Origin of the sequence: Mycolicibacterium anyangense, assembly GCF_010731855.1 — a bacterium.
Taxonomy (GTDB): domain Bacteria; phylum Actinomycetota; class Actinomycetes; order Mycobacteriales; family Mycobacteriaceae; genus Mycobacterium; species Mycobacterium anyangense.
The window spans coordinates 4490587-4510165 of record NZ_AP022620.1; the positions used below are offsets into that span (position 1 = coordinate 4490587).

The 19579-nt window shown below is 68.5% G+C and carries 17 protein-coding genes; 10 read left to right on the forward strand and 7 right to left on the reverse strand.

The features are described from left to right. The first annotated feature begins 77 nt into the window (after nucleotides 1-77). Nucleotides 78-1814, forward strand: coding sequence for an alpha/beta hydrolase family protein (locus G6N35_RS21315; protein WP_163806032.1), 1737 nt, complete (start codon nucleotides 78-80; stop codon nucleotides 1812-1814). Here G6N35_RS21315 and ilvD read toward each other — a convergent pair. After that, the gene (gene ilvD, locus G6N35_RS21320; RefSeq protein WP_163806033.1) at nucleotides 1811-3508 is read right to left on the reverse strand and encodes a dihydroxy-acid dehydratase; all 1698 of its coding nucleotides are present in this window, start codon (nucleotides 3506-3508) and stop codon (nucleotides 1811-1813) included. The two genes, G6N35_RS21315 and ilvD, sit on opposite strands and share 4 nt — an antisense overlap. 79 nt (nucleotides 3509-3587) lie before the next feature. Between ilvD and G6N35_RS21325 the strand changes: the two genes are divergently transcribed. The 6 genes from G6N35_RS21325 to G6N35_RS21350 all read left to right on the forward strand — a co-directional run bounded on the left by G6N35_RS21325 (nucleotide 3588) and on the right by G6N35_RS21350 (nucleotide 10073). Then, nucleotides 3588-4178 (forward strand): DUF305 domain-containing protein, encoded by a 591-nt coding sequence (locus tag G6N35_RS21325; RefSeq protein ID WP_163806034.1) that lies wholly within the window; start codon nucleotides 3588-3590, stop codon nucleotides 4176-4178. Further along, nucleotides 4179-4469, forward strand: coding sequence for a copper-sensing transcriptional repressor RicR (ricR, locus tag G6N35_RS21330; RefSeq protein WP_163806035.1), 291 nt, complete (start codon nucleotides 4179-4181; stop codon nucleotides 4467-4469). It begins immediately after the preceding gene. Between the two features lie 99 nt (nucleotides 4470-4568). Next, a complete protein-coding gene (locus G6N35_RS21335; RefSeq protein WP_163807848.1) occupies nucleotides 4569-5816 on the forward strand; it encodes an MFS transporter in 1248 nt (415 codons plus the stop codon). Between the two features lie 143 nt (nucleotides 5817-5959). After that, complete coding sequence (locus G6N35_RS21340) at nucleotides 5960-6970, forward strand: L,D-transpeptidase (RefSeq protein WP_163806036.1); 1011 nt, start codon at nucleotides 5960-5962, stop codon at nucleotides 6968-6970. A gap of 52 nt (nucleotides 6971-7022) precedes the next feature. Then, a complete protein-coding gene (locus tag G6N35_RS21345; protein ID WP_163806037.1) occupies nucleotides 7023-8465 on the forward strand; it encodes an alpha/beta hydrolase in 1443 nt (480 codons plus the stop codon). A gap of 9 nt (nucleotides 8466-8474) precedes the next feature. After that, on the forward strand, nucleotides 8475-10073 hold the full coding sequence (locus G6N35_RS21350; RefSeq protein WP_163806038.1) for an amidohydrolase: 1599 nt from the start codon (nucleotides 8475-8477) through the stop codon (nucleotides 10071-10073). On the opposite strand, the gene G6N35_RS21355 is transcribed toward G6N35_RS21350, so the two are convergent. Continuing rightward, nucleotides 10070-11275: an MFS transporter gene (locus G6N35_RS21355; RefSeq protein ID WP_163806039.1), complete on the reverse strand. Its 1206-nt coding sequence runs from the start codon at nucleotides 11273-11275 to the stop codon at nucleotides 10070-10072. The genes G6N35_RS21350 and G6N35_RS21355 overlap by 4 nt on opposite strands. Before the next feature lie 93 nt (nucleotides 11276-11368). Between G6N35_RS21355 and G6N35_RS21360 the strand changes: the two genes are divergently transcribed. Then, on the forward strand, nucleotides 11369-11704 hold the full coding sequence (locus G6N35_RS21360) for an ArsR/SmtB family transcription factor (RefSeq protein ID WP_246224451.1): 336 nt from the start codon (nucleotides 11369-11371) through the stop codon (nucleotides 11702-11704). 11 nt (nucleotides 11705-11715) lie between these two features. On the opposite strand, the gene G6N35_RS21365 is transcribed toward G6N35_RS21360, so the two are convergent. Both G6N35_RS21365 and G6N35_RS21370 read right to left on the reverse strand, forming a co-directional pair. Then, nucleotides 11716-12231, reverse strand: a complete 516-nt coding sequence (locus G6N35_RS21365) for a nitroreductase family protein (RefSeq protein WP_163806041.1) — start codon at nucleotides 12229-12231, stop codon at nucleotides 11716-11718. 3 nt (nucleotides 12232-12234) lie between these two features. Beyond that, nucleotides 12235-14220, reverse strand: coding sequence for a M13 family metallopeptidase (locus G6N35_RS21370; protein ID WP_163806042.1), 1986 nt, complete (start codon nucleotides 14218-14220; stop codon nucleotides 12235-12237). Between the two features lie 91 nt (nucleotides 14221-14311). On the opposite strand from G6N35_RS21370, the gene G6N35_RS21375 reads away from it, so the two are divergent. Both G6N35_RS21375 and G6N35_RS21380 read left to right on the forward strand, forming a co-directional pair. Further along, nucleotides 14312-14908: a hypothetical protein gene (locus tag G6N35_RS21375; RefSeq protein WP_163806043.1), complete on the forward strand. Its 597-nt coding sequence runs from the start codon at nucleotides 14312-14314 to the stop codon at nucleotides 14906-14908. Next, entirely contained in the window at nucleotides 14905-15594 is a 690-nt protein-coding gene (locus G6N35_RS21380; protein ID WP_163806044.1) for a hypothetical protein, read from the forward strand. Before G6N35_RS21375 ends, G6N35_RS21380 begins: the two co-directional genes overlap by 4 nt. Here the strand turns inward: G6N35_RS21380 and G6N35_RS21385 are convergent. From G6N35_RS21385 to G6N35_RS21395, 3 genes are read right to left on the reverse strand one after another with little or no spacing between them, the layout of a single operon-like run. After that, nucleotides 15581-16006 carry a CoA-binding protein gene (locus G6N35_RS21385; RefSeq protein ID WP_163806045.1) on the reverse strand — a complete coding sequence of 142 codons (426 nt, stop codon included), beginning with the start codon at nucleotides 16004-16006 and terminating at the stop codon, nucleotides 15581-15583. The two genes, G6N35_RS21380 and G6N35_RS21385, sit on opposite strands and share 14 nt — an antisense overlap. A 7-nt stretch (nucleotides 16007-16013) precedes the next feature. Then, nucleotides 16014-16514, reverse strand: a complete 501-nt coding sequence (locus G6N35_RS21390; RefSeq protein WP_163806046.1) for an XRE family transcriptional regulator — start codon at nucleotides 16512-16514, stop codon at nucleotides 16014-16016. Beyond that, complete coding sequence (locus G6N35_RS21395) at nucleotides 16511-19462, reverse strand: MMPL family transporter (protein ID WP_163806047.1); 2952 nt, start codon at nucleotides 19460-19462, stop codon at nucleotides 16511-16513. Before G6N35_RS21395 ends, G6N35_RS21390 begins: the two co-directional genes overlap by 4 nt. Nucleotides 19463-19579 lie beyond the last annotated feature (117 nt).

Consider the following 19579-nt stretch of genomic DNA (forward strand, 5'->3'; position numbering starts at 1 on the left):
CCAAATTGACCCGCCGGTAGTTATCGAGGGCTATCTTCCTGAGCAGAGCCTGAGAAATTGGCGTTAGGGGTCGGGATATGTCAGCTACCGCGTTTATCGGCACACTGTCGGGACGTTCGACGAAGGTGGCGGCCAAGCTGGCGATGGTCGGGATCGCCACGGGGACGGCCGCGGCGCTGGCCCTGGGGCCCACCGCCCCGACGGCCCTGGCTGATGACCCGAACCCGACCTCGGTGGACATCCTGCAGGACGTCTACACCACCGGCCCGCTGGCCAGCATCCTGGCGGGCCTCGGGGTGGCCAGCATCGGACCGATCCAGGTCACCGACCCCTCCACGCCGGTCGTCGGGCAGATCAACCTGACCCTGGTGCTCGACGGTCCCGTCGACAACAACCCGCAGGCCCTCTACGACACCGTGAACTCGCTGGGCTTCCTCAAGCGGGGGCTGGCCAATGTGATCACCGGTGCCTATACCTACGACCGGGTGGTGTGCAAGACAGGCGGAACCTGCTCGACGCCCAACGAATTCCCGGCAACGCTCGGTGTGGGTACCGGAGCGGTGAACCTCATCACGGCCTACCGCAATGAGATCGCCAGTGTGCAGGGCAACACCCCGGCCGGCTACGACCCCTTCGTCGCGCCGGCCAAGGAGCGGCAGACCCGGCCGCCCTGCCTGCAGCTCAACCCGAACAACTGCCCGATGGTGCAGCCGACCAACATGACCAGCCAGGCGCTGTTATTCGTGCGGAACCTGTTGCGGCCCAACGGCGGAATCATGAGCCGCTTCGGTCCCGTGCTGAATCTGTTCGGCGTCGACACCTCGGTTCCGGACGCCGGTGTGTACACCTCGGACAACAGTTCGACACCGGGGATCCGGCTCAACACGGCCACCCTCGACCTGACCTGGGCCTATGATCCGCTGTCGGACTTCCCAGCGACACTGAACCCCTTCTCGCTGCTGAACACAGCGTTGGCCGCGATTCCGACCAACCTGCTCGGCGGGGTGGATCTCAAGGGTTTGGATCTGACGACCGCGGGTGTCAACATCGCCGGAACGCTGGGCATTCTCAGCAGGCTGAGTGCAGGCATCCTGCCCATCTCCGACGGTCAGGCCTGGTACGGCACCCTGCTGCCCAAAGACCTGCCACTGCTCGAGCCGCTTCGCCTGCCGGTGCGGATCATCAACGCCGTCACCAAGGCCCTCGGCTTCCCGCTCAACCTGGGCACACCGCTGGCCGACGCGTTGCAGCCGGCCCTGACCATCCTGGTCAACACCGGCTACACCGACGTCCAGACGCCCACCAGCGGTGGTCTGTACACCCGCTCCTTCACCACCTCCAACGTTTACACACCGTTCCTGTCGCAGGCCCCGCTGACCGCCCAGGAATGGGCGCAGGTGCCTGGAGATGTGTTGCGCGCCTTGGTCGTCGGCTTCCAGGATGCGTTCCCGATCCTGCGCTTCGGCAAGCCCGCGCCGACACTCGTCGTCGACGGCAACCATCTGGGCATCAGCTACGCCGACCAGCAGGCCACCACCGCCGCCGCCACCCCGGTGACCACACCGGCACCGGCCGTCGAACCATCCACCCCGGAGGTCAAAGCGACCTCCAACGACACCGCCGAACCGTCGGATGACACCAAGCCCTCGACGACCACCGACACCAAGGCACCAACTCCGGCACCCTCGACCGGGAGCACCAAGGCCGCCAAGCCGGGCAAGAAGTCGGCGCAGGGTTCAGCGGACTCCTCGAGCGGGTCGACCCACAAGAGCGTGGGCGGGTCCAAGCGGTCGGCGGGCTCCGACGCGGCCTAGCCGCAGACGGCCCCACCGGCGGCGGAGCCGACCAGCTTGCGGTACTTGGCCAGCACGCCGGTGGTGTAGCGGGGTGCCGGGGGAGTGAATCCGGCCTTGCGCGAATCCAATTCGGCCGGATCGACCAGCACGTCGAGGGTCTTGTTGGCCACGTCGAGCCGGATCCGGTCGCCGTCGGCGACGAAGGCGATGGGGCCGGCGTCGACGGCCTCGGGCGCCACGTGCCCCACGCACAGCCCGGTGGTGCCGCCGGAGAACCGGCCGTCGGTGAGCAGCAGCACGTCCTTGCCCAGGCCGGCGCCCTTGATGGCACCGGTGATGGCCAGCATCTCCCGCATGCCCGGGCCGCCCTTGGGGCCCTCGTAGCGGATGACGACCACATCACCCTTGGTGATGGTGCCGTCCTCCAGTGCATCCATCGCGGCGCGCTCGCCGTCGAAAACCCGTGCAGTGCCCTCGAACACATCGGAGTCGAAGCCGGCCGACTTGACCACCGCACCCTCGGGGGCCAGCGACCCGTGCAGGATGGTGATGCCGCCGGTCGGGTGGATCGGGTTGCTCAGGGCCCGCAGCACCTTGCCGTCGGGGTCCGGCGGGTTGATGCCGGACAGGTTCTCGGCCATGGTCTTTCCGGTCACCGTCAACACATCGCCGTGCAGCAGGCCGGCATCCAGCAGAGCCTTCATCACCACCGGGACGCCGCCGATGCGGTCGACGTCGAACATCACGTGCTTGCCGAACGGCTTGACGTCGGCCAGGTGCGGCACCTTGGCGCCGACCCGGGTGAAGTCCTCCAGCGACAGCTTCACGCCGGCCTCGTGGGCGATGGCCAGCAGGTGCAGCACGGCATTGGTGGAGCCGCCGAACGCCATCACCACGGCGATCGCGTTCTCGAACGCCTCCTTGGTGAGGATGTCTCGGGCGGTGATGCCGCGGCGCAGCAACTCGATCACGGCGCGACCGCTGGCCCGGGCATACCCGTCGCGGCGCCGATCGGTGGCCGGCGGGGCGGCGCTGCCGGGCAGCGACATACCCAGCGCCTCGGCGGCACTGGCCATGGTGTTGGCGGTGTACATGCCACCGCAGGCGCCCTCACCCGGACAGATCGCACGCTCGATGGCGTCGACGTCCTCCCGGGGCATCAGGCCACGGGCACAGGCGCCGACCGCCTCGAACGCGTCGATGATGGTCACGTCCATCTCGGTGCCGTCGGACAGCTTGGCCCTGCCCGGCAGGATCGAACCGGCGTACAGGAAGACCGCCGCCAGATCCAAGCGGGCGGCGGCCATCAGCATGCCGGGCAGCGACTTGTCGCAGCCGGCCAGCAGCACAGAGCCGTCGAGACGCTCGGCCTGCATGACGGTCTCGACGCTGTCTGCGATGACCTCGCGCGACACCAGGGAGAAGTGCATACCCTCGTGGCCCATCGAGATGCCGTCGGACACCGAGATGGTGCCGAACTCCAGCGGATACCCGCCGGCCTCGAACACGCCTTCCTTGACCGCTTTGGCCAGCCGGTCCAGCGAGAGGTTGCACGGGGTGATCTCGTTCCACGACGACGCCACCCCGATCTGCGGCTTGGCGAAGTCGTCGTCGCCCAGGCCTACCGCGCGCAGCATGCCGCGGGCTGCGGCCTTCTCCAGTCCGTCGGTGACGTCGCGGCTGCGGGGCTTGAGATCAGGCGTTTCGCTCACCGGTCAAGTATGCCGTGGTGGGGGGTGGCCACAAAATCCTTATCGATACCCCGGGAGGGTATCGGGTACGGTGGGTGCCATGACGTCCACCTGCACCCGCATCGCCGCGGGCCTTGCCGCGTTCGCCGCCGCCGTCACGCTGTCCGCCTGTAGCGGCGGCGCCGACCACGCTGGGCACTCCTCCTCGGCCGCCAGCACCACCGAGGAGGTTGCCGCACACAGCGACGATGACGTGATGTTCGCGCAGATGATGATCCCTCATCACGAGCAGGCGGTGAAGCTGGCCGCGATGGTCCCCGACCGGTCGACCAACCCGGCGGTGACCCAGCTGGCCGCGACGATCTCCGGTGAACAGCAGCCCGAGATCACCGCGATGCAGGCACTGCTGCTGCAGTGGGACGTCGATCCGCACACCATGCCCGACCACGGTGGCATGAGCATGCCGGGCATGGTCGACGACGCCACGATGGCCAGGCTCGGCAGCCTCAAGGGCCAGGAGTTCGACACCCTGTGGCTGCAGTCGATGATCAGCCACCATCAGGGGGCCATCGAGATGGCCAACACCGAGATCGCCAAGGGCCGCAGCGCCGACATGATCAGCATGGCCAAGAGCATCGTCACCGCTCAGCAGGCTGAGATCGACCAGATGAAGAAGATGCTGGGAGGGTAAATGACTGGCGCGCATGGCTATTCGGCAGCCAAGGACAACTACGCCAAGCGGCTGCGCCGGATCGAGGGCCAGGTTCGTGGCATCGCGAAGATGATCGACGAAGACAAGTACTGCATCGACATCCTGACCCAGATCAGTGCCGTCAACAGTGCGTTGCAGTCGGTGGCCCTCGGCCTGCTCGACGAGCACCTGGGCCACTGTGTGAGCCACGCGGTCGCCGAGGGCGGCGACGAGGCGGACAAGAAGCTGGCCGAGGCCTCGGCCGCGATCGCTCGCCTGGTGCGGTCCTGAGCGCTACCGGCTGACCTTCCGGTCGCATCGACGCAGGCAACGCCGAGTGCGCTCACCGGGTTTGGCGTCGGCAGCCGATACCGTGAGGCCGTGCCCTCGATGCCCCAACGCACGCGCGGGCCCCGGGGGGCGCGACCGCGGGCGACTCCCTGGACACCTAGGGTCACCCTGGCCCTGGCGGTCCTCGCCGCCGCGGCCTTCGTCTACGTCACCGCCGAGATCACGCCGGTGGGCGCACTGTCCTCGATCGCCCGCGACCTCGATGTCAGCGAGGCCGTGGTCGGTACGTTGCTCGCCAGCTACGCGTTGGTTGCCGCCGTCGCCACCTTGCCCCTGGTGCGCTGGACTGCCGCCTGGCCCCGGCGGCGAGCCCTGCTGTTCACGCTGGCATCACTGGCCGTCTCCCAGGTGATCTCGGCGCTGGCCCCCACCTTCGCGGTGCTGGCGGCCGGTCGGATCCTGTGTGCGCTGACCCACGGACTGATGTGGTCGGTGATCGCCCCGATCGGGGTGCGTCTGGTTCCGGCGAGCTATGCCGGACGCGCCACCATGGCCGTGTACGTCGGTACCGGGCTGGCCCTGGTGGTGGGAAGTCCATTGACCGCCGCGATGAGCGAGCTATGGGGCTGGCGGCTTGCCGTCGGGGCGCTGGCCGCTGCCGCGGTGGTGGTGGCGGTGGCGGCACGGCTGGTGCTGCCGCCGATGGCGACGACTGGCGGTGCCCAGCTGTACGCAGGAGGGATCCGCCACCACCGCAACGGCCGGCTGCTGGCGCTGAGCCTGCTGACGCTGGTGGGGGTCACCGGCCACTTCATCTCCTACACCTTCATCGTGGCGATCATTCGTGACGTGGTCGGCGTCCACGGTCCACATCTGGCGTGGTTGCTGGCGGGCTACGGAATCGCCGGACTCACCGCCATGGCGCTGCTCGCCGGGCCGGGGGACCGCCGGCCCAAGGCCGCTGTCGTGGGCTGTCTGGCTGTGCTGAGCCTGGTGTTCGTCGCACTTGCCGCCTTGGGCATGGCCGACCGGAACACGGTGGGGACGATGCTGGCCGGCAGTGCCGTCATCGTGGTCTGGGGTGCAGCAGCTACCGCGATGCCACCGATGCTGCAATCGGCGGCCATGCGGCACAGCCCGCAGGATCCCGACGGCGCCTCGGGGCTCTACGTCGCCTCGTTCCAGGTGGGCATCATGGCTGGATCGCTGGCGGGTGGGCTGATTTTCCAGAACGCCGGGATCGTCGCCATGGTGACTGCGTCGGCAGCGCTGATCCTCGGCGCGCTGCTGGCCGTGGTGCTGAGCCGAGGGCTCTTCGCAGTTAGCCCGACCACCAGCGAAAAGTAACGCTGCTCGCCCCGGGAGCGACGATCGGCACAGTTCAGCGCGTCGACCGGGCCGGCAGGGATGTTCGCTGGCCCGCGACGCAAGGTTGGCCACCCAGCGTGCTGTGCGACACTGGGCTTGAGTCCTGATCTGAGGAGTTTGGTATGGCGTTGCGGGTGAAGGCGGCCGTTGCGGCCACGCTGTGCGTGGTCGGGGTGGCTGCCGGAATCAGTCTGGGCAGCGGGTCGGCGCTGGCCGATCCGGACCAGGCGCCCGTCGACCCCGCCGTGGTCAACGCGCCCCCGGCGCCGGATCCGGCGATTCCGCCTGCCGATCCGGCGCTGGCCCCGCCCGTCGATCCGCTGGCGCTGCCGCCGGCAACCGATCCGGCCGCTACCGCCCAGGCCGCGCCCGCGGGCACCGTCAAGGGCCAGAACCCGCTGCCCTACACCGGTGACCCGGTGTTCGCTCCGCCGTCGTTCAACCCGGTCAACGGCGCTGTCGTGGGTGTGGCCAAGCCGATCATCATCAACTTCGCGCGACCGATCGCCAACCGGCCACTCGCGGAGTCCGCCATCCACATCTCCTCGGTGCCCTCGGTGCCCGGTGCGTTCTACTGGACCACCGACACCCAGGTGCGCTGGCGGCCGTACTCGTTCTGGCCGGCCAACACCGTGGTCAACATCGACGCCAGCGGTGCCAAGTCCAGCTTCCGGGTCGGTGATGCCCTGGTGGCCACCGTCGACGACAAGACCCACCAGATGACCATCACCAAGAACGGCGCTGTGGTGCAGACCATGCCGGTGTCGATGGGCAAGCCGGACGGCAAGCACGAGACCAAGAACGGCACCTACTACGTGCTGGAGAAGTTCCCGGACATCATCATGGACTCGTCGACCTACGGCGTTCCGGTCGATTCCCCGCAGGGGTACAAGCTCAAGGTGCAGTGGGCCGTGCGGATCGACAACAGCGGCGCATTCGTGCACAGCGCGCCGTGGTCGGTGGCCGACCAGGGCAAGCGCAACGTCAGCCACGGCTGCATCAACCTGAGCCCGGACAACGCGAAATGGTTCTACGACAACTTCGGCAGCGGTGACCCGATCGTGGTCAAGAACTCCGTCGGTCTCTACAACACCCCCGACGGTGCCGACGATTGGCAGTGGCAGCTGGCCTGAGGCCACCTGATCCTCGAAGCTGGTACACAGCAACGGACTTCACAATTGTGATGTGCCGCCAACTCCGTCGCCGCAGCCGCCGCCGGCCGACCCGACACCTCTGCCACAGCTTCCCGCGCCCGACTTCAGCCAGTACACCCATGGGATCTCGTTGCTGGGCGGCTGGCTGCCGCTGACCATCGACGCCGTCGCACTGCTCGCGCTGGTCGCCGTGGTCGGGTGGCGTACCCGCCGGTGGCGGCTGCTGTGGCTACCACTGTGTGTGCTGGTCGGGGTGATCGGTGCCCTGGCGGCGCGCACGCTGGTCAACTCTGAAGGCCTGGCATCGGATCCCGCACCACTCCAGTTATGGATCTGGACGGGCCTTTTCGTGGCCAGTGTGGCCGTGGCCGTGGTGGGGTGGCGGGGTAGTTCCTGGTGGCGGCGCGGGCTGTCGGTACTGGCTGTTCCCCTGACGGCGATGTCGGCGCTGATCGCGCTGAATCAGTGGGTGGGCTACTACCCGAGCGTCCAGACCGCCTGGGGTGCCCTGACTGCCGGCCCGCTGCCGAACCAGATCGACGCGGCGGAGTTGCCCGGCCTGCGTAATACGGTGCAAACCAGCGGCAAGCTGGTCGAGATCGACACCGGCTCGCAGGCAAGCGGATTCGCGCACCGCAATGAGTACGTGTATCTGCCGCCGGCGTGGTTCGCCGGACCGACCCCACCCAAGCTGCCGGTGATCATGATGATCGCCGGTGAGTTCAACACCCCCGCCGACTGGATTCGCACCGGCAACGCCCTACCGATCATCGACCGGTACACCAGTAGTCATGGTGGGCAGGCACCGATCTTCGCGTTCGTCGACTCCGGTGGACGCTTCAACAATGACACCGAGTGCGTCGACGGCCCACGCGGCAACGCCGCCGACCATCTCACCAAGGACGTCCGGCCCTACGTCGTCGACACCTTCGGTGCCTCCGACCGAGCTGCGAACTGGGCGGTGGTGGGCTGGTCGATGGGCGGTACCTGCGCTATCGATTTGACCGTCATGCACCCCGATCTGTTCAGCACGTTCGAGGACATCGCCGGTGATCACGGCCCCACCTCGGGTACCAAGGACCAGACGATCGATCGGCTCTACGGCGGCGACGCCGCCGCGTGGGACCGGTTCGATCCACGCACCGTCATGCAGAAGCACGGACCGTACGAGGGCGTCGCCGGGTGGTTCGAGGACACCGTCAAGCCGGCCGACGGCACCTCGTCCTTCGGGGGATCCCACCGGCCGCAGTCCGACGCGCCGCTGGGATTCGGCGGCCACGATGAGTTCCACGATTCCGACGAAGCCGGTGCGGCCGACGACCTGTGCGGGGTGGCGCGCAGTGTGGGCATCACCTGCGAGGTGCACCGCATCATCAGCTACCACACCTGGCAGTTCGCCGAGCGGGCGTTCTCCGACGCGCTGCCCTGGCTGATCGGCGAGATCACCACGCCGGCGCCGACCAGCAGAGGGTGAAATATGTCCATGACAGCGGATCTGATCGTGAGCGTTGCCACGGTGCACACCCTGGTGCCGGGGCAGCCCGCTGTGTCGGCACTCGCCGTCAAGGGCGACCGGATCGTCGCGCTGGCCGCACACCGTGCCGACCTCGACCCACTGGCGGGGCCTGACACGGTGGTGATCGACCGTCCCGGGGCAGTGGTGCTTCCGGCGTTCGACGACACCCACACCCACCTGGTGCTCGCCGCCTCGAGTGCGGCAGACGTGCCGGTGCACCTGGCGGGTGACATCCCCGAGTTCGTCGAGCTGATCCGCGAGCGCGCTCGGCAGACGCCGCCGGGACAGTGGATTCGCAGCACGGCGAACTGGCAGGAGATCAACCTGGCCGAGCGCCGGTTCCCCACCGCAGATGAGCTCGACGCCGCCACCGTGGACCATCCAGTGCTGGTGATGCGCGGTGGACACAACATCGTGGTCAACCATCGCGCGCTGGAGTTGGCCGGTATCGACGAACACACTCCAGACCCCGTCGGTGGCAAGATCGGACGGGCCGACGACGGGCGTCTCGACGGCTGGCTGCAGGACAATGCCTGCACCCCGGTCCTGCGCCTGCAACCCAGCCCCAGCGTCGCCGATCGGATTGAGGGGTTTCGCTGCGCCACTGGGGATTACGCAGACCATGGCATCGGCGTGGTGCGAGACTGCATGGTCTCGCTCGCCGACCTCGACGTGCTTCGGCAGGCATCGGAGCAGGGTGCTCTGCGGGTCCGGGTGCGGGCGCTCATCGCCACCGCAATGATGACCCGGGCCGATGACGTCGACGCCCTGCTCGACGAGATGGAGCAGTGGCGGTATCGCGCCGATCCCTGGTTGTCGGTGTGGGGAGTGAAGTTCCTCTTCGACGGGGGCATCGAGGCGGCGGCCACCCGGGAACCGTATGCCTGCGACCCTTCGTTCTTCGGCCATCTGACCTGGGATCCCGCCGAACTGCTCGAGGCAATGGACCGGGTGCTGCGCCGCGGCTGGCGGATCGGCACCCACGCCTACGGCGACCGTTCGGTGGAGACACTGCTAGACCTGTACGCCGCGCTGCTCGACCGCCATCCCGGGCTGCCACCCCATATGCTCGTCCTCGAACACGGTGGCTTCGCCGATGACGGATTGCGTTCGCGCGCTGTCGAATTGGGAATTCCGGTGACAATTCAGCACCCGCTGCTGCATGACACCGCCCGCATCGAGGACACCTACTGGGGCCCCGAGCGGGTGGACGCCTTGTTCCCGGCCCGGCAGTGGATCGACCAGGGCGCGCTGGTCACCGCCGGTTCGGACTACCCGGTCGGGCACTACGGAGCCATGCACTCGGTGTGGGGCATGGTGACTCGCCAGACGGTCACGGGGGTACGCGGCGCCGAGCACGCCATCACCGTCGACGAGGCGATCAGGCTGCACACCGTCAATGCCGCAGCACTGACGGGCGAGGCTGCGCTGCGGGGCTCGCTCACGGTGGGGCGGCTGGCGGATCTGACTGTCTGGGACGTCGATCCGACCACCGCCACCATCGACGAGCTTCGCGACCTGTTGCCCGTCCACACTGTGGTGGGCGGGCGGGTGGTGACGGGTTAGGTGCGACGGCGCAGACTGACCATCCCGACGCCCGCCGCGGCCAGACACGCCGCCGCCACGATCACGGCGAACCAGGGAAACACATCGGCCAGCGCCCATCGGGTGGCTGCCCAGCCGGCGGCGATCGTCGGCAGCGCCATCGCGGTGTAGGCCAGCAGGTAGAACGCCGACATCGTTTCGCCGCGGCGGTCGGAGGGCACCACGTCGGACAGGTGGCGCAACGATCCGCCGAAGCCCAGGCCGAAGGTCGCACCCAGTAGCGCGGCCGCCACGAACACCAGCGGCCAGCGATGGGTGATCAGCACCGGGATCGTCACCAGCAGCGCGACGGCCATCCCGACATCGCCGATCACCGCCGAATGGCGGGCCGGCAACCGGGTGGCCACCAGTTGGGCCATCGCCGCGGAGAACGCCGTCACCCCGACGACTCCGCCGCCGAACACCAGGTTGTGGATGTGGGTCTGCTGGGCGGCCAGCGACGGGTACAGGCTGAGCAACACCCCGAGCACCGACCAGGATGCCATCGCGCCCAGCGCGGCGAACCAGAAGTCTTCCCGAATTGCTTGGGGCACAGAGGGTTTGCTGATCCGGATCCGGCCGCCGGTACGATCGGCGTGGGTTTCCCGGAGTGCCACCACACCCACGCCCACGATCGCGCAGACCACAGCGACCACCGCATACGGGGTGCGCAATGGATGTGCCACGTACTGGGCGAGCAGCGAGGAGCCGACGATCGCCACGGTCATACCGATGTTGAAACTCACCCCGCTGAGCTGGCCGGACCGGACGCCGTGCTGGGGGCGCAGGTCCAGCAGTGCGGCCGCACCGGCCACCACGATGGAACCGACGGCGGCGCCATGGATGGTGCGGGCCAGCAGGAGCATCCCGATGCTGTCGGCGACCAGGAAGATGCCCAACCCGATGATGAGGGCGACCAGTGCGCCCAGGAGCACCGGCTTGCGGCCCACCACGTCGGAGATCCGCCCGGAGACCAGCACCGCGGCCAGCGCGGCGAATGCGTAAACCGCGAAGACGATGGTGGTGGCCAGTGGCGACAGGTGCCAGTTGGCCTCGTAGATGCCGTAGAGCGGTGCCGGCAGACCGGAGACGCCCAGGGCGACCCCAGACAGGACGAGCAGCAGCGGGTAGGCCCACCGCTGAGCTTCGACGTGGGTGGTCGGTGATTCGCCGAGGCACGTCATGTCCACTCCCAGGTATGTTTGATGATCATCGAACTCGGTCTACAGTACGCTGGGTTCGATAAGCATCAAACCTGGCGTGGCGGAGGACACAACGTGGGTGAACCCGAGGCACTCGAGCCGGAGTGCCATCCCGTTGCGGGCCTTCCGCAGGTGCTGGCGGCGCTCCAGGACCCGATCCGGCTGGAAATGGTCCGGCGGCTGTTCAATGCCGGCGTGCCACTGAAATGCAGCGCTCTCTACGACGGCATCAACAAGTCGACCGCCACCCATCATTTCAAGATCCTGCGGGAGGCCGGGGTGCTCGAGCGCCGGGCCTGCGGCGGGCTCATCCAGCAGCGGCTGCGGGCCGACGAGGTGGACGCGGTCCTGCCGGGCCTACTGCGGTCGATCGTCGACGCCGCCAACCGGGAAGCCGCTGTCCGCGCCTGACCGGCGCCGACTCACCAGCGGCCGCGGTGGACCACCTCGTCGAACGGCCGGCGGTCCGGCTTGCGGATCGGGGCCAGCGGCCGATCGGCCGGATAACCCAGCCCGAGCAGATAGGCCACCTGACGATCGTCGGGTACCGCGAGGATGGCCCGCGCCTTGTCCTGGTCGCCGACCGCGGAGTGCCCGGTGCCGACACCCAATTCGGTGGCCGCGATCGACATCGCCATGGTGGCCTGACCCAGGTCGTACTGGTCCATGAGCTTGCTGCGCTCGTCGGGTGGATCCGGAATGACCAGAGCGATCGCCGCGCGTGCCCCGGCGATGTGGCCGGCACCCACCCACACCGTCGAAAGCTCGTGTAGCGCTGCGGGATCGGTGACGATCACAAAATCCCAGTGCTGGTTGTTCCGGGCCGACGGTGATCGCCGGCCGGCCTCGAGAATCCGCTCGATGTCGGCGTCCGGGATCGGCTCCTCGGTGTAGCTGCGCACGTTGCGCCGCGCGCGGATGGCGTCCCAGGCGTCCATGCGTCAGTTCCAGATTCGGACGCGACGGTCGGGATCCAGATAGAGCGCGTCGTCGGGATCAACCTCGAACGCCTCGTAGAACGCGTCGATATTGCGCACCACGCCGTTGCAGCGGAACTCCGGCGGCGAGTGCGGGTCGATCGCCAGCCGCCGAAGCGCCTCGGCCTCGCGGGACTTCGTCCGCCACACCTGAGCCCAGCCGAACAGCACCCGCTGCACCCCGGTCAGTCCGTCGATCACCGGGGCTTCCTTGCCGCCCAGCGACAGCTGGTAGGCCAGCAGAGCGATCGAGAGGCCGCCCAGGTCGCCGATGTTCTCACCGACCGTGAACGCACCATTGACGTGGGCATCACCGTCGAGTTCGCGGGGCACATAGCCGTCGTACTGTTCGATGAGTTTCTTTGTCCGCGCACCGAATTCGGCCCGGTCCTCATCGGTCCACCAGTCGACCAGGTTGCCGTCGCCGTCGTACTTGGCGCCCTGGTCGTCGAAGCCATGCCCGATCTCGTGCCCGATCACCGCACCGATGCCGCCGTAGTTGGCGGCGTCGTCGGCCTCGGCGTCGAAGAACGGCGGCTGCAGGATCGCCGCCGGGAAGACGATCTCGTTCATCCCGGGGTTGTAGTAGGCGTTGACGGTCTGCGGGGTCATGAACCATTCGTCGCGGTCCACCGGGCCGCCGAGCTTGGCGAGCTCGCGGTCCGAGGCCACCTGGGCACCACGAATCACATTGCCGTACAGGTCACTTCGATCGATCACCAGCGACGAGTAGTCACGCCACTTCTTCGGGTAGCCGATCTTGGCGGTGAACTTGTCCAACTTGGCCAGCGCCCGCTGCCGGGTCTGCGGCGTCATCCACTCCAGGTCGTTGATGCTGACCCGGTAGGCCTCGCGCAGGTTGGCCACCAGCTCGTCCATCCGGGACTTGGCGTCCGGCGGGAAATGCCGTTCGACATACAACCGGCCGACGGCATCGCCCATGATGCCCTCCACCAGCGACACCGCGCGCTTCCAGCGATCCCGGATCTGCTCGGTGCCGCTGAGCGTGCGGCCGTAGAAGCTGAAATCCTCCTCCACCAGGGCGGTGCTGAGCACCGCGGCCCGGGCGTGGATCAACCGCCAGCGGGCCCAGTCCTTCCAGTCCGCGAAGTCCGCTTCCGACCACAGCTGTGCGAAGGCCGTCAGATAGTCGGGCTGGCGGATCACCAACTCGGCCACCGCATCCGGGGTGCTGCCCAGGCCTGCGATCCAGCCGGCCCAGTCGAAACCGGGCGCACTGTCGGGCAGGTCGGCGAACCGGCGCAGGTTGTAGGTCAGGTCGGCGTCGCGCCGCTTGACCACATCCCAGTGCGCCGCGGCGATCCTGGTTTCCAGTGCCACGATCCGCGCGGCAGCTGGGGAGTGGTCCACCGCGCTGCCGCCGTACACCAGCGCGAACATGGCCGCGATATGCGCCGGGTAGGCGCCGAGGATGGCCGCGTGCTGCTCGTCGCGGTAGTAGGACTCGTCGGGCAGGCCCAGCCCGGACTGGGTCAGGTGCACCAGGTAGCGCGAGGAGTTCTTGGAATCGGTGTCGACATACGCGCCGACCCCGCCACCCACACCGCTTCGCTGCAGCGCACCGATCACCGCGGACAGCGCCCCCGGGTCGGCGGCCGCGTCGATGGCCGCCAGTTCCTCGAGCAGGGGCGTCACCCCGCGGCTGGCGATGGTGTCCTCGTCGAGGAAGCTCGCGTACAGGTCGCCGATCCGCTGCTCGTCGGTATCCGGCTGGCTGCCTGATTCCGCCGCCTCGGTGATCAGCTCGCGGACCTGCTCCTCGGCGCGGTCGTACAGCGAGCGGAACGCACCGTCGGTGGCGCGGTCGGCCGGGATGGCGTAGCCGGTGAGCCAGCGGCCGTTGACGTGGCCGAACAGGTCGTCCTGGGGACGCACGTCCGATTCGACATGGGACAGGTCGATGCCCGAGCGCAGAGTTTCTACCGTCACCCAACCATCCTTACCAGACCTCGACGACCCTCGTCGGCGCCATCGTGTGGCCGCTCACACCCCCGCAGCCAGGCCCGGTAGCCTGCCCTGCATGCCCGAGGCCGACCAGACGACGTCGCAACGCGGGGCGACCACCGCCCGGGTGTTCTCCGGCTACGGCATCGCCTCGGCGGTACTGGCGGTGCTCGGTGTCGTCGCGGTCGTACTCGGCGCTGTGGTCTGGTCGGATCACCGCAGCGCCACCGACGAGCGCGGCTATCAGACCCGGGTGCTGGCTGCGGCCGCGGACTGGACCGGCGTGCTGATCAACATGAACGTCGACAACGTCGACGCCAGCCTGCAGAAATTGCACGACGGCACCGTCGGAGGGCTGAACTCCGACTTCGAAGCCGCCATGGCCCCGTACCGCAAAGTGATGCAGACGCTGCAGGCGCGCACCACCGGCCAGATCGAGTCGGTGTCGATCGAGGCCGTCCACCACACGCTCGATCCGGCGGGCGGGCCGCGTCCGCCAGACCAGCCACTGCCGCCCGAGTTGGTCCAGCGCACCGACAACGTCATCGTGATTGCGACCTCGGTGAGTGAAAATGCCGGTAACAAGCCGACCACGGTGCGGTGGAACCTGCGCCTCGGCGTGTCCGACGTCGACGGCAAACTGATGATCTCGCGGCTGGAGTCGCTGCGATGAGGAACCTGGCCAGGGTGCTGGCCTTCGATATCCTGGCGCCGCTGACGGCCATCGCCGCTCTGCTCGCGATCGGCGTCGTGCTGGGCTGGCCGCTGTGGTGGGTGTCGGTCTGCTCGATGCTGTGCCTGCTCATCGTGCAGGGTGTCGTCGTCAATGCCGTTCTCTACCGGCGGGATTCGGTGACTGTCGGCACCGACGACGACGGGCCCGGCCTGCGTCTGGCGGTGGTCGCCCTGGCGGCCGCGACGGTGGTGGCGGCCTTGGCCGTCGGATACACCCGCTGGACGGTGCCCGATCGGGACTTCCGCAGCGACACCGCCGACGTGGTGCGGATTGCCACCGCCGTCGCCGAGGCCACCGCGACGTTCACCCCGGGTGCGCCGACAGCCTCGATCGACCGCGCGGCCTCGTTCATGGCACCTGAGCGAGCTGAGGCCTATCGCAACGAATTCGCAAAGGCCACAGCGGATCTGGCCAAACGCAACGTCACCGCGCAGGCGCAGACGATCTCGGCCGGACTGGAAGCGCTCGGCCCCGAGGCGGCTAGTGTCGCGGTGGTGATGCGCGGGACACAGACCCAGCCCGGGCAGCCACCGGATACCGCGGTGCTGTCACTGCGGGTCGGACTGGCCAAGCAGAACGGCACGTGGCTGGTGCTCGACGTCGCCCCGATCAACTCCCGATGAGCTGGGCGTAGTCCACCTTCAGGCAGCGGTCCATCACGACCTGCAGGCCCGCCGCCTCGGCGGCGCGCGCGAGGTCCTCGTCCCACAATCCCTGTTGCAGCCATAGGTATTTCGGGCGGGGATCCAGCGCCAGCGTGTCGGCCAGCACGGCGGGCAGTTCCTCGGCGCGACGGAAAACGTCGACCATGTCCGGTACCACCGGCAGGTCGGCCAGCCGGGGATAGGCGGCCGCGGCGCCGACGGCGGTGATCGTCGGGTTCACGGCGAACAGCTCGTAGTGGCTGCGACGCGCCAGATAGTCGTACACGCCGTAGCTGGGCCGAGCAGGGTTACTGGATGCGCCCACCACGGCAACGGTGCGAGTGGATCGCAGAATCTGTTGCAGCGCAGCCGAATCCGGGTTGGACCACACTGCCGCGTCAGCTATCGCCGTTGGCTCGCTGGGCTCGCATCTTGGCGAACCGGTCCGATAGCCTGCGCATGCGGATCATCAGCGATGCCGGCGGGCTGACGCTGGCATCGAGGTAGGTGGTCAGATCGGCAGGTGCGACACCGATACGGGAGGCGAACTCCGGCTCGGTGAGCCCGGACCGGTCCAGCAGCAGCCGCACGTGGCGGGCCGCCTCGGCGCGTTCGTTGGCTTCCAGGTGATTGCGGGCCCGCACCAGAACCTCGGAGAGGGCCTTCGAGATGCCGTACGGCTGGGCGGTTTCCAGCACCTCTTCCACCTGCCGGGCGGTGCGGCCGAACGGGTCGCGCTTGACCGCGACCACGATGCGCTGCCAGACCGTGATGTCCCCGTTCTCCAGCGCCGCGCGGATCGACGCCGTCGGCCAGAACTCAACGGGCCGGTCGTCGAACGCTCCGGGCGCACCGGGCGTGGGAACGGCGCCGGGGCGGGAATCCGCTGCCACCGTCACCTCGCCTCCTCCAGGATCGCCACTGCCACCGAAAGGCAACGCTGCCTGACCTTCTCCCATTCGGCGGTGCCCTCGTCGCCTGCCCAGCGTTCGCCGTCATCGGACGGAGCGGGGTCGGCGAGCGTGCGCACCAACTGGGTTGCCATCCATTGTTGCTCAGAACGCTGTGAACAGTAATACCGGTCCATCCCGGCGAGTACCACCGCGGCGGCCTGGTGATCCATCGCATCGACCAGATCGGCGAAGTCGGCGAAGTCGGCGCGGGTGTTGCGGCACAGGATCAGGAACGCCTGCAGCCGCAGCGTCTCCGCGCAGGTCGGGATCTGCAGCCGGTCACCGGTGGGGAGCTGAACGTTCGTGGTCTCGACCGGGCTGCGCCGCGCCACCCCGGGGTGGACGGTGTCGGCGTCGGTCTCCAGCGCCTCCAGTGCGATGGCGAGCCGTCCGCGCCACATCGTGACGGGGTGCACCGGGCGCGGCGCGGCGGTCCTGGTGGCCAGGTAGGACCGGATCGGTTTGCGCTCGACGGTGGCGGTGCCGGCGGCCGGGATGCGCTGCGGACCCTGGCGGGTGGCGTCGTCGCTGCCCCGCACCCGCCCGGCCAGCTCGCCGCCCAGCGCGCCGCAGCCGGTGAAGGCCATCGGGTCGGCGACGCAGATGGCGTCGGGCGCCAGGTCCTTGAGCCGGGCGGCGCCCTTGACCACCATCTTCAGATCGGCCGACGGCGCCACCAGCGCCGAGATGTCGTCGGGAATCACCACCAGATCGCCCAGGTCCACCTTGGGCAGCGGCTTCTCGAAATCCACCGACGGCAGGATCCGGGCCAGCCACCCCGGCAGCCACCAGTTCCACTGGTCGAACATCGCCATCAGCGCCGGCACCAGGATGAGCCGCACCACCGTGGCATCGACCGCGATCGCGACCGCGCACGCCACTCCCAGCTCGGCGACCAGCGGCATACCGGCGAACGCGAACCCGATGAACACAGCGATCATGATCAGCGCCGCGCTGGTGATGGTGCGGGCGCTGGTGGCCACCCCGTAGGCCACGGCATCGCGGGTGTCACCGGACTGCAGATAGCGCTCCCGGATCCGGGTCAGCAGGAAGATCTCATAGTCCATCGACAGGCCGAACGTCATGGCCAGGACCAGCGGCGGGATGGTGCTGTCGATCGAGGTGATCTGCTCGAAGCCCAGCCCCTCCAGCCAGCCCCACTGGAAGACCATCACCAGGCTGCCGTAGGCCGCGGCCACCGAGAGCACGGTCATCAGGACGCCCTTCAACGCCAGGAACACCGACCGGATGGAGATCAGCAGCATCACGAACGCGATCAGGGCGACGAAGACCAGAACCAGTGGTTGCTTCTGGGAGACCTGGTCGTCGAAGTCCTTGATCAGTGCGGTCGGCCCGCCCACGTCGATCTGCGCCCCGGCCGCCGCCGGCACCGACGGCAGGTGCGTGCGCATCCAGTCGATGGTGGTGCGGGCACCCAGATCCTCCGGATCCACCGACAGCACCGCCGAGATCAACGCGCTGCGATTGTCGTCGGAGAACACCGGCGGGGAGACCGACACGATGTTGGGCGCCCGGCCCATCTCGCCGCTGATGGCCTCGATAGCGGCCGCGTGCTGGGGCTCGGAGGCACCGCCGCCGGGGAAGGTGGCCAGCACCCGAACCGGACCCAGCGCGCCGGGGCCGAGCGCCTCGGCCGCCGCCGCCACCCCGCCGCGGATCTCGTGCGAGGACGGGAACTGCCGCTGCATGCTGTTGCCCAGCACCATCGAGAACGCCGGCGCGGCCATCAGCAGCAATGCCGCGGTGGCCGCCAACGCCGACAACCACGGCCGGCGCATGACCTCACCCACCCAGCGGGTCCAGAACCGGGACTGGGTGGCATCCATCCGGCGCGACCACTGCAGTATCGGTGAACGCCGGGCCGCCGACCGGCCGAAGGTAGCCAGCACCGCCGGGATGAGGGTGGTGGACGTGAGCACTGCGACGGCGACCGCCAGGATCGCGCCGGTGGCCATCGAGCGCAGGATCGGGGTGTCGATCAGGTAGATGCCGGTCAGGGAGGCGATCACCGTCAGACCCGACAGCACCACCGCCAGGCCGGAGGTCGCCATCGCGGCATCAGCCGCCTGCTGGGGGTCGCGGCCCGCGCGCAATTCCTCGCGGAAGCGCATCAGGATGAACAGCGAATAGTCCACCGCCAGGGCGATGCCGAACATCGACACCGTCGAGGTGACGAACACCGACATCGACGTGATCGTGGACAGGGCGTAGACCACACCCATGGTGACCACCACGGTGACGACGGCCAGCGCCAGCGGGATCGCGGCGGCGGCGAGCGACCCGAACACCGCCAGCAACACGATCAGGACGATCGGAAGATTCCAGCGCTCGGCCTCGGCGATGTCGTGCTTGGTGGTGGTCTGGGCCGCCGCACCGAGCGCGCCCTGGCCGATGACGTAGAGCCGGACCCGGCCGTTCGCGGTCTGTCCGGGCTGGTCACCCTGGACCCCGATCTTCTGGCGCAGCTGCCGCGCGACGTCCACGGCACCGGTGTTGTTGAAGTCGAGCCGCAGCGAGACGACGTAGGGCTTGTCCGGCGCGGGTGCGGGCTGGGCAGGATTGGGCACCAGCGCGACGCTGGGCACCTGTTTGGCAGCGGCCTCGAGCTGGGCGACCGCCTTGTTCATGTCCTCGTAGGACGCGTCGGCGCGGGGCGCGGCCACCAGCGCCAGCGGGGAGGCGCCCTGGTCGGGGAAGTGGTCCTCGAGTTGGTATTGGACGTGCAGGGATTGCGACCCGGCGACGTCGAAACCGCCGCCGGTGAGCTGGTGGGACTGAGTCAGCGCCAGATAGATGGCCGGCGCCAGGGCCAACAGCCACCCTGTAAAGACCAGCCAGCGGAATCTGCGCAGGGTGCTGCTCAGACGCATCATGAACTGCTGGATGGCGATCTCCCCGCATTCTCCCCGGGTTTCGTGGCTGCGAGCCTACCGCAGGCAGCTATGCGGTGACCTGCCGTGAAATCCAGAATTGGCTGGATCGAGACCTGT

Bases quoted from the DNA above. Each gene is read 5' to 3' on its own strand.
- G6N35_RS21315 (WP_163806032.1), top strand. From the start codon at position 78: ATGTCAGCTACCGCGTTTATCGGCACACTGTCGGGACGTTCGACGAAG.
- G6N35_RS21325 (WP_163806034.1), top strand. From the start codon at position 3,588: ATGACGTCCACCTGCACCCGCATCGCCGCGGGCCTTGCCGCGTTCGCC.
- ricR (WP_163806035.1), top strand. From the start codon at position 4,179: ATGACTGGCGCGCATGGCTATTCGGCAGCCAAGGACAACTACGCCAAG.
- G6N35_RS21335 (WP_163807848.1), top strand. From the start codon at position 4,569: ATGCCCCAACGCACGCGCGGGCCCCGGGGGGCGCGACCGCGGGCGACT.
- G6N35_RS21340 (WP_163806036.1), top strand. From the start codon at position 5,960: ATGGCGTTGCGGGTGAAGGCGGCCGTTGCGGCCACGCTGTGCGTGGTC.
- G6N35_RS21350 (WP_163806038.1), top strand. From the start codon at position 8,475: ATGACAGCGGATCTGATCGTGAGCGTTGCCACGGTGCACACCCTGGTG.
- G6N35_RS21355 (WP_163806039.1), bottom strand. From the start codon at position 11,275: ATGACGTGCCTCGGCGAATCACCGACCACCCACGTCGAAGCTCAGCGG.
- G6N35_RS21365 (WP_163806041.1), bottom strand. From the start codon at position 12,231: ATGGACGCCTGGGACGCCATCCGCGCGCGGCGCAACGTGCGCAGCTAC.
- G6N35_RS21375 (WP_163806043.1), top strand. From the start codon at position 14,312: ATGCCCGAGGCCGACCAGACGACGTCGCAACGCGGGGCGACCACCGCC.
- G6N35_RS21380 (WP_163806044.1), top strand. From the start codon at position 14,905: ATGAGGAACCTGGCCAGGGTGCTGGCCTTCGATATCCTGGCGCCGCTG.
- G6N35_RS21395 (WP_163806047.1), bottom strand. From the start codon at position 19,462: ATGATGCGTCTGAGCAGCACCCTGCGCAGATTCCGCTGGCTGGTCTTT.